The following is a 15,467-nucleotide window of genomic DNA, read 5'->3' on the forward strand; positions in this document are numbered from 1 at the left end:
TTACGCCGCGCGTCATGAAAAGACGTGGTGTCACGCGTCGGAAAACTCGGCCCACTGCCACGCGTCGGGTGCGGCCAGCAGCGCGTCGACCAGCCGGAAATTCATCTCGTGGCTCGGCCGCAACGCGCTCACGCGCGCCAGCAGCGGCGCGCCGGCCAGCGCGAGATCGCCGACCAGGTCGAGCACGCGGTGCCGGACGAATTCATCCGGCAAGCGCATCCCGCCCAGCACGCGGCTGCCGACGATGGATGCGGTACACGACGGCCGTGCGCCGCGCAGGATCGGCACGCCGCGCAGATAGCCGGCGACGATCGCCGGCACGGCCCATTTCACGCGCCCGTACGAGCGCGACGGCGCGATTTCGGTTTCGAATGCGGCCGGCGTCAGCGCACCGTCCCAATGCATGTCGCCGAAGCCGCGCAGGTCGTTGCGCACGCTCAGTTCGTAACGCGGTGCCGGCTCGATCCGCATTTCGCGCCGCTGGTCACCCTCGCCGTCCGTGACGACGACGGGCCGCAGCACGCGGATGAAGCGTTTCGGCGCATCGAGCGCGACCCGGCCGCACGCACGGATGGCATCCACCCACGGCGTGGCGCTGCCGTCGAGAATCGGCACTTCCTCGGCGTCGATCTCGACGATCGCGTGATCGATCTCGCACGCGAGCAGCGACGCGAGCAGATGCTCGATCGTGCGAACGCCGACGCCGTCGGCATTGCGCAGCATCGTGCAGAGCGGCTGGGCGCGGCGCAGCGCGGGATCGACCGGCAGCGTCGCGAGCGTGCGCCCCTGCGCGACGCGACGGAACACGATTCCCGTCACGCCGTCTTCCGGCCGCGCGGGCAGGATCCGCACACCCACCCGGCGCCCCGTGTGCAGCCCGTGACCGTCGATCGCCAGCGGACCTGCCAGCGTGCCCTGGCGCGTCGCCCAGCCGGACGGCGCGCTCATCGCGCGACCTCCAGCGTCGGGGACACCTGGCCCGCCACGGGCGCCGCCCGCGTATCGAGCATCGCGCGCGCTTCGCCTTCGATCGCGTGCTTCGCGGCAAGCGCCGCGACCGCCTCCTGAGCGGCATCGGTCGCCGCCCCGACGTCGGACGCATCGGCCGACGCGCCGATCGAATCGACGATGCGTCCGGCCAGCGTCGTCACCGACGCGCCCTCGGCAATCGCCATCACCGACAGCTTGACCTCGAACGCTTCCTCGACCGCCAGGCCGAGTTCCATCCCCATCAGCGAATCCATGCCCATGTCGAGCACCGACTTGTCGAGCGCGATGCGATCCGGCGTCATGTGCAGGATCCGCGCGATCTGCGCCTGCAGCGTCCGGGCAACCAGCGCGACCGCTTCGTCGCGCGGCAACGCCAGCACTTCTTCCCGCAACTGCATGCCGCCGTCGCGCGCATCGCCACCCTTCGCATGCGATTGCAGCAGCGAATACCGGCGTGCCTTCGCGGCGGGCATCCCGCGCGCCACGGCATGCCAGTCGAGCCGGACCACGGCTTCGCCGGCCGCACCCGCGACCAGCGCGCGCTCGAGCGCGGCCATCGCCTCGTCGGACGTGATCGATGCACCGCCGATCCGCGACTGCAACGCCTCGCGCGTATCCGCGTGGCGCGCGAGGAAGCCGACGTCCTCGAGCGGGCCCCACGCCATGAACGTGCCGAGCAGCCCGGCCGCGCGACGATGTTCGACGAGCGCCTCGAGGAAAGTGTTGGCCGCGACGTAGTTCGACTGCCCCGGATTGCCGAGATAGGTCGTCGCCGATGAATAGACGACGAACAGGTCGAGCGGCAGCGCGCGTGTCGCGCGGTGCAGGTTCCATGCGCCGGCCACCTTCGGGGCGAGCACCGCGGCCATGCGCGCATCGTCGAGATTGCGCACGAGGCCGTCGTCGATCGACATCGCGGAATGCAGCACGCCCTTGAGCGGGCTGCCGCGCCGCGCGATCGCGGCAATCATCGCATCGACCGCCGCGGCATCGGTCACATCGCACGAGACGACATCGACCGTGACGCCGAGCGTCGCGCGCCAGCGCTCGACCTCCTCGCGGGCCGCACCGGCAAGCTCGCCGGAACGGCTCGCCAGCGTCAGCCGGCGAGCGCCGCGCCCGACCATCCAGCGCGCACTCGCAAACCCGAGCCCGCCCGTGCCGCCGACCACCAGGTACGTGCCGTGCGGATCGAGCGTGAGCGAGCCCGCGCGCGTGACGCCGCGCGTCGGGGCCGGCGTGCCGGACGGATAGGTCACGAGTACCTTGCCGATCTGGCGCGCCTGCTGCATGTAGCGGAATGCATCTTCGGCCCGTTCAGCGGGGAACGCGCGATACGGCAGCGGATGCAGCACGCCCGCGGCGAACAGCGCCATCACTTCGCCGAACAGGCGTTCGGTCAGCTCCGGCAACGCACCCATCAACTGGTCGGCATCGATGCCGAAATAGCTGATGTTGTTGCGGAACGGCCGCAGCCCGATATGGCTGTTTTCGTAGAAATCGCGCTTGCCGAGCTCGAGGAAACGACCGAACGGACGCAGCGTGTCGATGCTGCGCACCATGGCCTCGCCGGCGAGCGAATTCAGCACGATGTCGATGCCCTGCCCGCCCGTCAGCACGCGAATGTCGTCGGCGAACGCGAGGCTGCGCGAATCGAGCACGTGGTCGGCACCAAGCAGGCGCACGAACTCGCGCTTCTCGTCGCTGCCGGCCGTCGCGAACACTTCCGCGCCGAAGTGGCGCGCAAGCTGGATCGCGGCGATCCCGACGCCGCCCGCGCCGCCGTGCACGAGCACGCGCTCGCCGCGACGCAGGCGCGCGAGTTCGACGAGTGCGTAATACGCGGTGAAGAACGTGGTCGGCACGGTCGCCGCTTCCTCGAACGTCAGACGCTCGGGTTTCAGCGCGATCGCCTGCGCGCGCGTCCTGACGCGCGTCGCGAACGAGGCCGGCGCGAAGCCGAGAATCGCATCGCCCGGCGCGAATGCCGTCACGGCGCCGCCCACCCGGACGACGCGGCCGGACAGTTCCATGCCGATCGTCGCGCCCGCGAAGCCGGTCTCGACCGCTTCATCGGACAAGAGCCCCATCGCATACATCACGTCGCGGAAATTGAGGCCGGTCGCAACCGGCTCGATCTCCACCTCGTCCGCGCCCAGCGCGCTTTCCGGCAACGCGAACCATTCGAGATTGCGCAACGAGCCCGGTGCATCGAACGCGAGCACGGCCGCACGCGCAATCGCGCCGTCGCTGCGGGCCGCGGCCTGCGCGGCCGTCAGCATGCGCGGCACCAGACGCCCGTGTGCGCCCAGGACGACTTCTTCCTCGACTGCCGAGCCGGTCAGCTCGCGAATCAGTGCGTCGGAAATCCCGTCCACCGCGCGATCGACGTCGATCAGGCGGCACGCGAGTTCGGGATGCTCGTTCGCCAGCACGCGACCGAGGCCCCACAGCGTTGCCTGTTCCGGATGCGCATTCGCAGCCCCGGCGAACGGCGCGCCGCCGCGCGTGATGACGGTCAAGCGCGTGGCCGCGTTCGGCTGCGCGCCGAGCGCGCGGACGAGCGCGGCCAGCGCGATCGCGCCGTAACGCTGCGCAGCCATCAGGCCGTCGCCCGTCGCCGATTCGGCCAGCGGCGTTTCCGGTGCGCAGAACACGACGTGCGCCGGCTGCCCGGCCGGCAACGACGCGATCGCGTCGGCCGCATGCGTGATGTCCACGATGTCGGCCGGATAACCCGCGCGCGCCAGCGCATCGGCCAGCTGCCCGCCGAAACCGCCGGCGGCACCCGGCGCGTGCATCACGAGCCATTGTTCGTTGCGTGCGAGCGTATCGAGATCGCTCGGGTCGTCGGTGCGTTGCGCAGCAGCGGCGCTCGCGGGGTTGCGCGCGATGACGAACGTCGGCGTACCGTCCAGATCGAGCGATTGCTCGACGTGCCGCACGACGTCGACGTAACCCGCGCGTGCGAGGGCTGCCTCGAGATCCGCCGGCGCCAGCGGCGCGGCGGCAGCGGCTTCCGTCGACGTTGCCTGCGAGGCGAACACGATGTCGGAGAAGCGGCCGTGGCGCGACTCGGCCAGCAGCAGCAGTCCGCCCGGCGCCAGCCACGACCGCATCGCATTCAGCGCATCGACCACATCATGACGATCGCTCAGCGCGCGATTCGCGACGATCAGGTCGTAAGGCCCGGCGTCATCGGCCGACAGCGACAGCCGCTCGCCCGACTGCAGTGCCACCGTGCGCACCGCCGCTTCCGCATCCGTGTCGAACCCGGCCAGCTGGCCGGCCGTCGCCGCGATCGTGTGGTCGCAGCGCGCGGCAGCGAGATGCATGCCGAGCGTCTGCAGCACGTCGCCGTCCGTCGCGCCCAGTTCGAGCACGCGTAGCCGGCGCGCCGGCTGCCATGCATCGACCGCCTGCTCGACGCTTGCGGTCAGCAACGCGTGCACGTGCTGCCACGTCGGCGACGCGGCAAGGAGCTGCTCGACCAGGCTGTGCCCGGTCGGCGACAGCAAGCGGGCGCCATCCTTCGCGCCGCCCAGCACGTCGGGCAACGCCGCGCCGCAATGCGCGAGCAGCGTCAGTTCGGCCACGTGCCCCGGCGATTCGGCCAGCAACCCGCGCCACAGCTCGTCGAGCGGCGGCAACGCCGCACACGCTGCGTCGTCGCGCACGAGCAGCGCGCCGTCGCGATGAGCGAGACCATCCTCGACCAGCATGTCGGCAAGACGCGCGGCCAGCGCCGCACGCCCGGCCGCCGGCTGCCACGTGCCGGCGAATGCGCCGAGCGCATCGAACGCGCGGAGCGCGTAGAGGCTCGCCAGCACGTCGAGCAGCGGCAGGATTTCGGTCAGATGATGCGTCCGGCGGACGTCGTTACCGGTTGCGTCCAGCCGCGCGACGGCCTGCGCGAGCAGCGCGTCGGGGGCCGGCAAACCGGCTGCATCGACGTCGCCCGGCAGCGGCATGTCTTCAAGGCGATAGACGAAGCGTGCAGGCAGGTTCTGCCGACGGCCGACGAGATCGACGCGCCGGAACCGGCAACCGCCGAGCCGCGCGACGATCGCGCCCCGCGCGTCGAGGAATTCGAAATGCGCGACGATCGAATGCGGGCTGTGCCGGTCGATCTGCACGCGCACCCGCTCGACCGTGTCGCCGCGCAGATAGTCGACCCGGCCGATCTGCACCGGCACGTAAGCCGGATGCTCGCCTTCGCGTGCGTGCGCCGCCAGCAAGGCGAACAGCGGATGAAACCCGCTGTCCATCAGCGCCGGATGCAGCAGATACGCGGACAAGGCCCGCGCATCGCCGCATGCGGCCGGCGCGGCGACGTCCGCCAGCGCCGCGCCGTCACTCGCGGCAACCCGCACGGTGCGAACCCAGCGGAACGCCGGCCCGTAGCCGAGGCCGATGGCCGCGGTGTTTGCGTACAGCGTGTCGCCGTCGGCCGCGGGCAGCGCGAGCAGACGATCGAGCGCGGCCGACGGCACGACGCTCGTATCGCCGAGCGCGTTGCCGCTTTCCAGCATCCGCCCGGTTACGTTCAGCGTCCACGCGCTGTCGGACATCCGGTCGCGCGTCTCGATCGTGAAGGTCGCGGTGCGCGGCTCGATCACGAGCCGGAACAGTTTCGCCTGCTGCGGCTGGAATACGACCGGCGTGCGGATCTCGACGTTTTCGAGTGCTGCATCCGGTGTATCGAAGAAGGTCCGTGCCGCGGCGAGGGCCATTTCCACGTAACCCGCGCCCGGGAACGCCACGCCGCCGTCGACGACGTGATCGGCCAGCATCGGCAGCTTCGCCGGATCGAGCTGGTTTTCCCACGCGAATGCGTGCTCATGCAGGCGATAGCCGAGCAGCGGATGCTCGCGGCGGCGATTGACGAGGCCGTAGCCTTCGACGGTCGGCGTCAGCCAGAAGCGGTCGCGCTGCCACGGATAGGACGGCAACGCAGCGCGCGATTCGCCCGGCGCGAAGCGGTCGGGATCGACGCTCGCGCCGTGCGAGATCGCCGCGAGAATCGCCTGCCGCAGCGTCGCCGCGCTGCCGTGACCGCGCTTGAGCGTCGGCAGCGCCATGCCGGTTGCACCGGCGGCCGTGAGCGCCTGCTTCACGTACGTACGCAGGATCGAATGCGGCGAAACCTCGACGAACAGGCGCACGCCCTGCTCGATCAGATGCGCGATGCCGTCGCCGAAGCGCACCGGCTCACGGATATTGCGCCACCAGTAGCGCGCGTCGAGCTCGGTGCCGGCAAGCGCGCCGCCGGTCACGGTCGACACGTACGTGCCGTTGCCCAACTGCGGCCGCAGGCTCGCCAGTTCGGCCAGCACGACCGGTTCGATGCGATCCATGTGGCTGCTGTGGAACGCGTAGTCGAGATCCAGCATCTGGAAGAACTTGCCGCTGCCGCGCAGCGCCGCCTCCAGTGCCTGCAGACCCTGCAGCTCGCCCGCGAGCGTCACCGCGTCGGGGCTGTTGATGCCGGCGATCTCGACACGGCGCGCAAGCCCGTGGCGCGCGATCAGTTCGCGCGCCGCTGCATCGCCGATGCCGACGGCCGCCATCCGGCCGCTGCCGCGCGTCATCGCCTGCGCGCGGCTGCGGATCTTGATCACGCGCACCGCATCGGCGAGCGACAGCGCGCCCGTCACCCACGCTGCGGCAATCTCGCCGACGCTATGGCCGATCGCCGCGTCGTAACGCATCCCGTGAGCGTCGATCACGCGGATCATGCCGACCTGGATCGCGAACAGCAGCGGCTGCGCGTTCTCCGTCGCGGCGAGCCATTCGGCGCCCTGGCCGGCCAGCCATTCCGCGCTCGGGCCACCGCGCATCACGTCGACCAGCGACGGGCTGCCGTCGGCGCACCACAGCGCGTCGACTTCGTCGAGCGCCGCGCGGAAGACGGCGTTCTCGGCATAGAGCTCGTTGCCCATCCCGACCCACTGGCAGCCGTTGCCCGAGAAGACGAGCGCGGTGCGTGGCGTGTCGGCCGGAGCCTGGCCGGTCGCCACGCAGGCGGGCAACCCTTCCGGTGCCGGCTGGGCCAGCGCCACGAGTGCCGCACGGCCTTCGGCCAGGTCGGCCGGCGCGACGATCGCGCGATGCTCGAGCCATTGGCGACGACGTGCGGTCGCGGCGGCAAGCGCCTGCCAGTCGCCGCCGTTGTCGAGCATCGACAGATAGCGGCCCGCGAGCGCGCCGAGCGCATTCGCGCTGCGCGCGGTCAGGACGAGCGGAGACAACTGCGCGTGAGTCGGCTCGGGCGCGGCCGCCGACGTCTGGTTTGCAGCCGGCGCCTCGGTCAGCACGACGTGTGCGTTCGTCCCGCCGAAGCCGAACGAGTTGACGCCGACCGTCAGCGGCGCGTCGCCCGCATCGAGCGGCATGAAGCGATCGACGACACGCAGGCGCCCGCCGTCGAAATCGATGCCCGGGTTGGGCGTGACGAAATGCAGCGAGCGCGGTACCGCGCGATGCTTCAGGCACAGCACGGCCTTCAGCAGCCCGGCCATGCCGGACGCCGTTTCGAGGTGGCCGATGTTGGTCTTCGCCGAACCGATGAGCAACGGACGATCGGCCGGGCGCTCGCCCGACACGACGTCGATCAGCGCACGCGCCTCGATCGGATCGCCGACCGCCGTGCCGGTGCCGTGCGCCTCGAGATACGCCAGGGACTGCGGATCGATGCCCGCGCGCGCGTAGACGCTGCGCAGCAGCGACGCTTGCGCGGCCGCGCCCGGCACGCTGATACCGCCCGGCGAGTGGCCGACCGAGTTCACGCCGGAGCCGGCGATCACCGCATGGATCGTGTCGCCGTCGGCGAGCGCGCGATCGAGCGGCTTGAGCAGCACGAACGCGCCGCCTTCCGAACGGACATAACCATCGCCGGTCGCATCGAACGCGCGACAACGGCCGCGCGGCGACAACATCGACGCCTTGGAGAAACTGACGAAACCGAACGGGTGCAGCAGCAGGTTGACGCCGCCCGCGAGCGCCACGTCGGCTTCGCCGGACTGCAGCGCCTTGACGGCCTGGTGGAGCGCGACGAGCGACGACGAGCAGGCCGTATCGACGGACATGCTCGGGCCGCGCAAGTCGAACAGGTAGGACACGCGGTTCGACGCGATACTCAGGGTGTTGCCGGTCGCCGAATACGGATCGATCACGTTCAGATCGTCCATGTTGCGGTTGCCGTAATCCATGCTGGCGGCGCCAACGAAGACGCCGCAGTTGCTGCCGCGCATGTCGGCCGGGCGCACGCCCGCGTCCTCGAACGCTTCCCATGCGAGTTCGAGCAGCAGGCGCTGCTGGGGGTCCATCTGGGCCGCTTCGCGCGGGGAAATGCCGAAGAACGCGGCATCGAAGCCGGCGACGTTGTCGACGACGCCGGCCGAGAACGTGTAGCTCTTGCCCGGTTCGCGCTTGGACGGGTGCTGGTAGAAATCGGTGCCGAAGCGATCGGCGGGGATTTCGGTCACTGCATCGCGTTCGTCGCGCAGCAGTTGCCAGAAGTCGCCAAGATCGTTAGCGCCCCCGGGAAACCGACAAGCCACCCCAATTATTGCAATCTTACTGTTCATCTTTTATGTCGCTTTCTCGGATGCGCACGGTTGTTGCGTGCGGTTTCCGTCATCTTGTACCACATGCAGCAGTGCCGATCCGAGTTCCTCGGCGGCCAAATTTCGACATTCCGGAGTATCTGTGCCGTAATTTCGCCAAATGAAGTAATCGCTTTGCTGCGGGGAAACGCCCAGCTTTTGGAACACATGGGGCAAAGCGGGAACGTGGTCGCCGTAAAAACAAACGACTGTTTCACGATCGCTGGTGCGCAAATAATCGATCAGACGCCCGATCATTGCGTCTGCATTTTCGATGTGCCTCAGATACGCTGTCAGGTCGCGCCAGGACGCGTCTTCGCCGAGAGTATGCCTCGAAGTCGATTCCCCGGGCAAAACCTGCTCAAGGTGCAACGGGCCGTGGTTCTCCATTGTCATCGCGAAGATGAAGCGCGGGCGGGCGCGCGGCGGATCAAGCGCGGCGACGATCGCATCTGTGACGGCTTCATCCGAAACATACGGGCCGCAACGACGCGCCGTCGCAAAATGTTCGATATCGAAAAATCGCTCGAATCCGAGCAATGGGAATACACGCTTCCGACCGAAGAAGTCGGCGTAGTACGGATGAATCGCAAAGGTTTCGTAACCGCCCCGACTGAACCAGCGTGCAAGCGATGCGGACGCGCTACGGACGAAAGCATACGGATAGAACCTCGCGTATCCCAGCAACGCCTGCGGCAGCCCCGTCAGCATTGCGAATTCCGTGCGCATAGTGTTCGCGCCCCATGCTGGCACCGTCAACCGGCCATGGCTCACCGATTCGCGACGCGCCTCATCGAACCGTGCGAACGCTGATGACTCGAGCGCGGCGCTCATGCTGCGAATGTCAAAATAGGATTCGCTCTGGATCACAATGACATCCGGGTGTCGCCGCGGTACTCCGTTTGCATAGGGGCTCGCAGCAAGAGCGCGCCGGACAAGTGCAAACGTCGACGGACGCAATCCCTTCAGCAGATATGCGACGAACACGGCAAAGAAGCCGTTCCTTGCCTGGTCTGTACCAGGCTCGAGCGTCAGCGGCACGAGCGTCACGAGCAGCAGGCCGGCAACAAGCGAGGCCGCTGCCGCTGCGAGCCACCCTGCGGCAGCGACAAAACCTGACGCGACCGGGCGCTCAGCCACAAAGCCACATACGACGACAGCGATCCCGAACATGATGCCAACAACTTTGCCCACGCTCAGGAACGGAAGATACAACCGCGGATGCGAAAACAGCTGGCTAAAAAGGCTGAGATCGCTGAACACGAACGGCTCGCGCAACGACTCGTATTTTGCATTACTGACAACGGCAACGAGACCGACCACGGCAACCGATGCCCCAGCCGAGATAACCGGCCGCGATGTTACAGCCAGCACGACGTTATAAACGAATGCTACCCCGAGAATGTGGAGCACCATTGCCGCCCCCGAGCGCCGCAAGCCCGCACGCGGTACCGCTATCGCGTCCGGCACGAACGACAGTGCGGCGGCAACGCCAAGCGTCAACGCGTACCCATCGCTCAATTGGCACGTTCCTCACGTGGCAGATACGACAGGCGATCAAGGATTGCGTCGGCCATCGCGACCGGCAGCATCGTCAGCAAGCGCATGCCCACTGCGAGTGATGCCGGAAACGCGATCTCCGCGCGCCCGGCGTCGAGCTTGTCTCGGATGTGCGCTGCGGCACGATCGGCACTCCACATGAACGGCCGATCACCCGGAAATGCGTCGCTCATCGCAGTTTTCACGAAGCCGGGAAGAATGACTGTCATACCGATGCCGTCCCGGCTCAACAGTGGCCGAACGGAATCGCCATACGCCTTGATCGCGGCCTTGCTCGCGCAATACGCCGGCGAAATCGCCATTCCGCGCAGTGACGCCAGAGAACTGACCATCGCCACGCGGCCACGCTTACGTACGCGCATCCGGTCAAGTACCGGCAGCACGGTGTGGATCGCGCCGTAGAAATTCGTATCCACAACTGCGGTGGTACGATCGAGCCCCTCCCAGTCATCTGCGGACGCGATCGTGCTCGCGATCCCAGCGTTCGCGATCAACAGGTCAATTGGGTGACGGGCATCGAATGCCTCAAGCCAGGTACCGATCGCTGCCGCGTCGCAGACATCAATCACGCCAGTCAGCACCTCTGCACCGTTGGCGCGGCAAGCCGCCGCGGTTACATCGAGTTCCGCTGCGTTGCGGGCGACAAGGCCCAATACGATGCCCGGCTGCGCATACGCACGCGCGAGCGCGCGCCCCAGACCCGCACTCGCGCCAGTGATTAGGATGCTTCGTATCGGCTCACTAGGCATGCGAAGCCTCCAAACGACGAACCGTTTCGGAGACTGCCATGGCGATACCTCGGCGCGTGTAAAAGTCGCCATTGATCTGCGTATGGTGAATCACGTAATCAAGAAAGGCTTGATAGAGCACCATATCGGGCGATCCAGCCTCGCGCCAGAACGAATCCAGCCCATGCTGCCACGTAAGTCCAGGCATGTCGTAAATCGCGTCTCCAAGCGCAATCAGCGGACGCTGATGGTGCAATGCCGAAAGACCGACAGTACTATTGACCAGAACGACGCCCTGCGCATGATCCAGCAAGGTCGGCAAACGGCCAGCATCAATAAACCAAAGCCTGTCGCTGATACCGAACTCCCGCGCGCGTGATTGCGCGAAACTGCGATAGTCGATCAGCCCCGTGTCAAGCGGATGATTCTTGATCACCAGGCAGCTACCGGCTGGCGCATGCAGAGCAAACGATTGCAAAACCTGCTCGATCGCGTCCCGCACGCCGTCGAATGGGGAGTGGACGACGATCTGTGTATCCGAGTTGAGCTGGAGCGGGAAAAGATAGTACGGCCTCCCGGACTCCAGCAGTTCCTGCGTCACTCCATCAGCATGCCGATGCTGCCGCCGGGATTTCAGCGCGCGCGAAGCCAGCCCCGCGTACTCGACGAATCCGTTTCGGGGTCTATGGCTCTGATAATGCGGGAAGCGAGACGCGTACAGCGCGTTCGCAAGGCGATACCGGATATCGTGAAAAGCCCGCTCGTGCAGATTGTAGCCCGTCTCCAGCGCAGGCATACTCGCTGGGGTTGCTTCCCGCTGCCCGAAATACCATTCGGGATCACGCGGTAGTTGTGAGCGGCCGTTGACGCCGTGTTGCTCTAATGTAAGCCAGTTCGGTCGCACGTATCCCTCCTCGAACACCCGCACGGTGGCGCCCGCCCGTTCCGCGATGGCATGCACCGGACGATGGATTGGTCGACAATCCCCAAACATCAACACGTCGGTAAAGTCGCCGCCCTCGAGAACGCTCGAATACCAGTCCGACAACTGATTCAGCGGCAACGCGAAATCCCAAGCGTCGCAGCCGCCTCCATACAAAGCGTCTCCGCCGCAGAAATTGACTCGGCGGACGGCATGTCCGCACTCGCTCAAGGCAACCGCAAGGCGCCCGAAAAACGGCGAAGCCGTACCTTGCAAAAGCAAAAAGGAACGTCGCATGCGGAAAAGCAACGGGAAGTAACGTGGATGTAAGTCGCCCAAGCGACCGCCTGCCGCGGCATCGTCGCCAATTCAAATCATTGGGCGGCCGGCAGGAACTTTATTTTCCGTTGGCAAAAATAGACACGCGCAAGGTGGCTGGAATATACAACATTGCTGACCGAACGAATACACCCTGCTCAAAAATAACAACAGTCAACCGTCATCGACTAGGTAGCGCAGTCGAGGCGAGGTCATTATAATTACGTGCCTTTGGTGCACCGCAAGGTGCTCGGCCAGCGAATCCCCGACATTTCGTAAGCCTCGCCCCCTGCCTTGCCTTAGGGCAAACGCACCCGCGACATCAAGTCGTCACGATCATTTGATATGCACCCAGCCATGCTGGCGTGCATCAGAATGTGGCGACATTTCCGTTCGTTGATCGAGTCCGGATCGAATCCTCTGACTGGAACGAGCCACTAGCCAGGAAATCAACTTGGAACACGTATCGAGTAGCTCTGCTGTCACGCCTCTGCGCAGCCCTCAAAAAGGCCTGTTCGAGCGTATCAAGAAAATCAATCCGTTGCTGGCTATTACGGTGGTTTTGCCAACTGCGATCGCAACATTATATTTTGGCTTGATCGCATCGGACATTTACGTGTCGGAATCACGCTTCGTGGTGCGGAGTCCGCAGCGCACCGCCCAAACCAGCGTCGTTGGCGCGCTCCTGCAGGGTTCGGGCCTCTCCGGCGCAGATGCCAGCACCTATCCGGTGCTCGACTACATTCGCTCACGCGATGCGCTGCAGGAACTCAATCAGGACAAGTACATCGAGAAGGCGTATGGCGACCGGGGCGACTTTGTCAGCCGCTTCCATCGCAGCCTTGACGATAGCTTCGAAGCACTGTGGAAGTACTACGGCAATCACGTCGTCACGGTCGATTTCGATTCGTCCGCGTCGATCACGACGCTCAAGGTCCGGTCGTTTACCGCACAGGACGCACAAAACATCAACGAGCGCCTGCTGCAGTACAGCGAGCGCCTCGTCAACCAGATCAATGCGCGCGCAGCGCGGGACGCGATCAAATTCTCGCAAGATCAGGTGAACCTGGCCGCAACCAAGGCCAAGGACGCCGCCGCTGCGCTGGCGGCCTACCGAAACTCGAAGGCAGTCTTCGACCCGGATAAACAATCCGCGCTTCAGTTGCAGCAGATCGCCAGCCTGCAGAAAGATCAGTTTGACGCACAAAATCTGCTCGTCCAACTACAGTCTGCCGCGCCTGCGAACCCCCAGATCGCGCCTCTCAAGACGCGCATCACGACCCTGCAGAAACAGATCGAGATGATGACCGGCGCGGTCACCGGCCGCAGCGGATCGCTGTCCGACAAGGCTGCAAGCTATGTGCGACTCCAACTGGACGCTGAATTTGCGAACAAGGAACTCGCATCGGCCATGACGTCCCTCGAGAATGCACGCGCCGAAGCCCAGCGCCAGCAACTGTACCTCGAGCGCATCGTCCAGCCAGGCCAACCGGACGTCGCGATCGAACCGAAGCGACTGCAATCCATCGCAGCAACGCTTCTGATGGGCATTGTTGCATGGGGAATCCTCACCATCTTCATCGCCGGCGTGAAAGAGCACAAGGACTGAGTCCGCGATGCAACCACAACCGTCCTTCTCCCGGTCGCTCAAAATCCAGATGCGCGTGATGGGTGCGCTCATCATGCGCGAAGTCATCACGCGATACGGCCGCCACAACATCGGCTTCATGTGGCTGTTCCTGGAGCCGATGTTGTTCACCTTGGGCATCACGACTCTCTGGACGCTACTCAAGGCGACGCATGGAAGCACACTGCCGATCACCTCGTTTGCGGTGACGGGCTACTCGTCCCTGATTCTTTGGCGCAATTGCAGCAACCGATCGGTCAAGGCCATCGACGTCAACCTCGCGCTGCTCTATCACCGAAACGTACGAGCCTTCGATGTAATCGCGACTCGCATCATTCTGGAAATCATCGGTGCAACGTCATCGCTGATCGTCCTCACGCTCGCATTCTCGGCAGTGGGGCTGATGAGTTTTCCCGTCGATATCCTGACGATCCTGATCGGCTGGTTCCTCTTGTGCTGGTTCGCATTCGCGCTTAGCCTCGCCGTGGGGGCCCTGTCCGAACGATCGGAGACGATCGAGAGAGTCTGGCATATTGTGACCTACCTGATGTTTCCGTTGTCGGGCGCTGCGTTCATGGTGGACTGGGTACCGCCGAGCTATCGACATCTCGTGCTTTGGGTGCCGATGGTCCACGGGACTGAAATGATCCGGCACGGATTTTTCGGCGCCTCCGTGCACACGCACGAGGACCCATGGTATTTCGCAACGTTCAACGCCGTACTGTTGCTGATCGGGCTTGCGCTCGTTCGGGAAACTGGCCGGCGCGTGGAACCCGAATGATCATTCTCAACGACATCGTAAAGACGTACCACACGCGCTCGGGTAGTCGCAATGTACTCGGCGGCGTCAACCTGCGTGTTGCAAAGGGTGAAAAGGTGGGCATCCTTGGCCGTAACGGCGCAGGCAAGTCGACCCTGATTCGCCTGATCAGCGGCGCCGAACTACCAACCAGCGGCAGCATCCACCGCGGCATCAGTATTTCATGGCCACTCGCATTCGGCGGTGCATTCCAGGGCAGCCTGAGCGGACTTGATAACGTCCGCTTCATCTGCCGGGTCTATGGCGCGCCGATTAAGCCGGCTATCGATTTCGTTGAGGAGTTCTCCGAGCTGGGCATCTACCTGAAAGAGCCGGTCAAGACCTATTCTTCCGGGATGCGCGCCCGACTGGCCTTTGCCATTTCGCTGGGCGTCGAGTTCGACTGCTTCCTGATCGACGAAATCGTCGCGGTCGGCGACAGCCGGTTCCACCAGAAATGCCATGTCGAACTGTTCGAGAAGCGCAAAGATCGCGCGATGATCATCGTGTCTCACAGCCCACAGTACATTCGCGAGCACTGCAGCCGGGCAACTGTACTCGACAACGGCCAACTGCACGACTTCGACTCGGTCGACGAGGCGCTGCACCATTACCATCTGCTGTCGAGCTAGTCGTCGCCACGTCGATCCTGCAATCATCCGCGTCGGCGCAACGCGCCGCGCCGCCATGAAACAATGCAACCGTGCAGCGTCGGAATAGCGCGACGACGCCATCCAGTCTGCTTTCGAGGAAGTAGCGCCAGGGGCTCGGTTGCGCGCAATGACGCATTCGATCAGGTGCGCCGGACAGACCGCAAACGCCGCTTCAATCTTTGCGCAGGACACCCAAGCAAAAAAGCGGCTATGTCAGCCCCAGCGCACTCGACGAACTGAAGCAACTTCATGCGGCTTGCGAA

8 protein-coding genes are annotated in these 15,467 nt (G+C 65.3%); 3 read left to right on the forward strand and 5 right to left on the reverse strand.

The genetic code is table 11. The features are described 5' to 3' along the window. Positions 1-30 precede the first annotated feature (30 nt). From DPV74_RS02680 to DPV74_RS02700, 5 genes are read right to left on the reverse strand one after another with little or no spacing between them, the layout of a single operon-like run. Positions 31-948 (reverse strand): UDP-3-O-acyl N-acetylglycosamine deacetylase, encoded by a 918-nt coding sequence (locus tag DPV74_RS02680; protein ID WP_119336447.1) that lies wholly within the window; start codon positions 946-948, stop codon positions 31-33. Then, positions 945-8,579 (reverse strand): type I polyketide synthase, encoded by a 7,635-nt coding sequence (locus tag DPV74_RS02685; RefSeq protein WP_119336448.1) that lies wholly within the window; start codon positions 8,577-8,579, stop codon positions 945-947. Before DPV74_RS02685 ends, DPV74_RS02680 begins: the two co-directional genes overlap by 4 nt. A 3-nt stretch (positions 8,580-8,582) precedes the next feature. Then, complete coding sequence (locus DPV74_RS02690; RefSeq protein ID WP_205571879.1) at positions 8,583-10,118, reverse strand: LTA synthase family protein; 1,536 nt, start codon at positions 10,116-10,118, stop codon at positions 8,583-8,585. After that, positions 10,115-10,906 (reverse strand): SDR family oxidoreductase, encoded by a 792-nt coding sequence (locus DPV74_RS02695; protein ID WP_119336449.1) that lies wholly within the window; start codon positions 10,904-10,906, stop codon positions 10,115-10,117. Before DPV74_RS02695 ends, DPV74_RS02690 begins: the two co-directional genes overlap by 4 nt. Beyond that, positions 10,899-12,104: a capsule biosynthesis protein gene (locus DPV74_RS02700; protein WP_119336450.1), complete on the reverse strand. Its 1,206-nt coding sequence runs from the start codon at positions 12,102-12,104 to the stop codon at positions 10,899-10,901. Before DPV74_RS02700 ends, DPV74_RS02695 begins: the two co-directional genes overlap by 8 nt. Positions 12,105-12,579: 475 nt before the next feature. On the opposite strand from DPV74_RS02700, the gene DPV74_RS02705 reads away from it, so the two are divergent. Genes DPV74_RS02705 through DPV74_RS02715 form a run of 3 tightly spaced genes read left to right on the forward strand, consistent with a single transcriptional unit; the run spans position 12,580 to position 15,183 of the window. Then, positions 12,580-13,734, forward strand: a complete 1,155-nt coding sequence (locus DPV74_RS02705; protein WP_111942333.1) for a hypothetical protein — start codon at positions 12,580-12,582, stop codon at positions 13,732-13,734. A 7-nt stretch (positions 13,735-13,741) separates the two neighbouring features. Then, positions 13,742-14,533: an ABC transporter permease gene (locus DPV74_RS02710; RefSeq protein ID WP_174393005.1), complete on the forward strand. Its 792-nt coding sequence runs from the start codon at positions 13,742-13,744 to the stop codon at positions 14,531-14,533. Beyond that, on the forward strand, positions 14,530-15,183 hold the full coding sequence (locus DPV74_RS02715; RefSeq protein WP_111942335.1) for an ABC transporter ATP-binding protein: 654 nt from the start codon (positions 14,530-14,532) through the stop codon (positions 15,181-15,183). The genes DPV74_RS02710 and DPV74_RS02715 overlap by 4 nt, the downstream gene beginning before the upstream one ends. Positions 15,184-15,467: the final 284 nt, after the last annotated feature.

The organism is Burkholderia sp. HAN2018 (assembly GCF_024704855.1).
Taxonomy (GTDB): domain Bacteria; phylum Pseudomonadota; class Gammaproteobacteria; order Burkholderiales; family Burkholderiaceae; genus Burkholderia; species Burkholderia cepacia.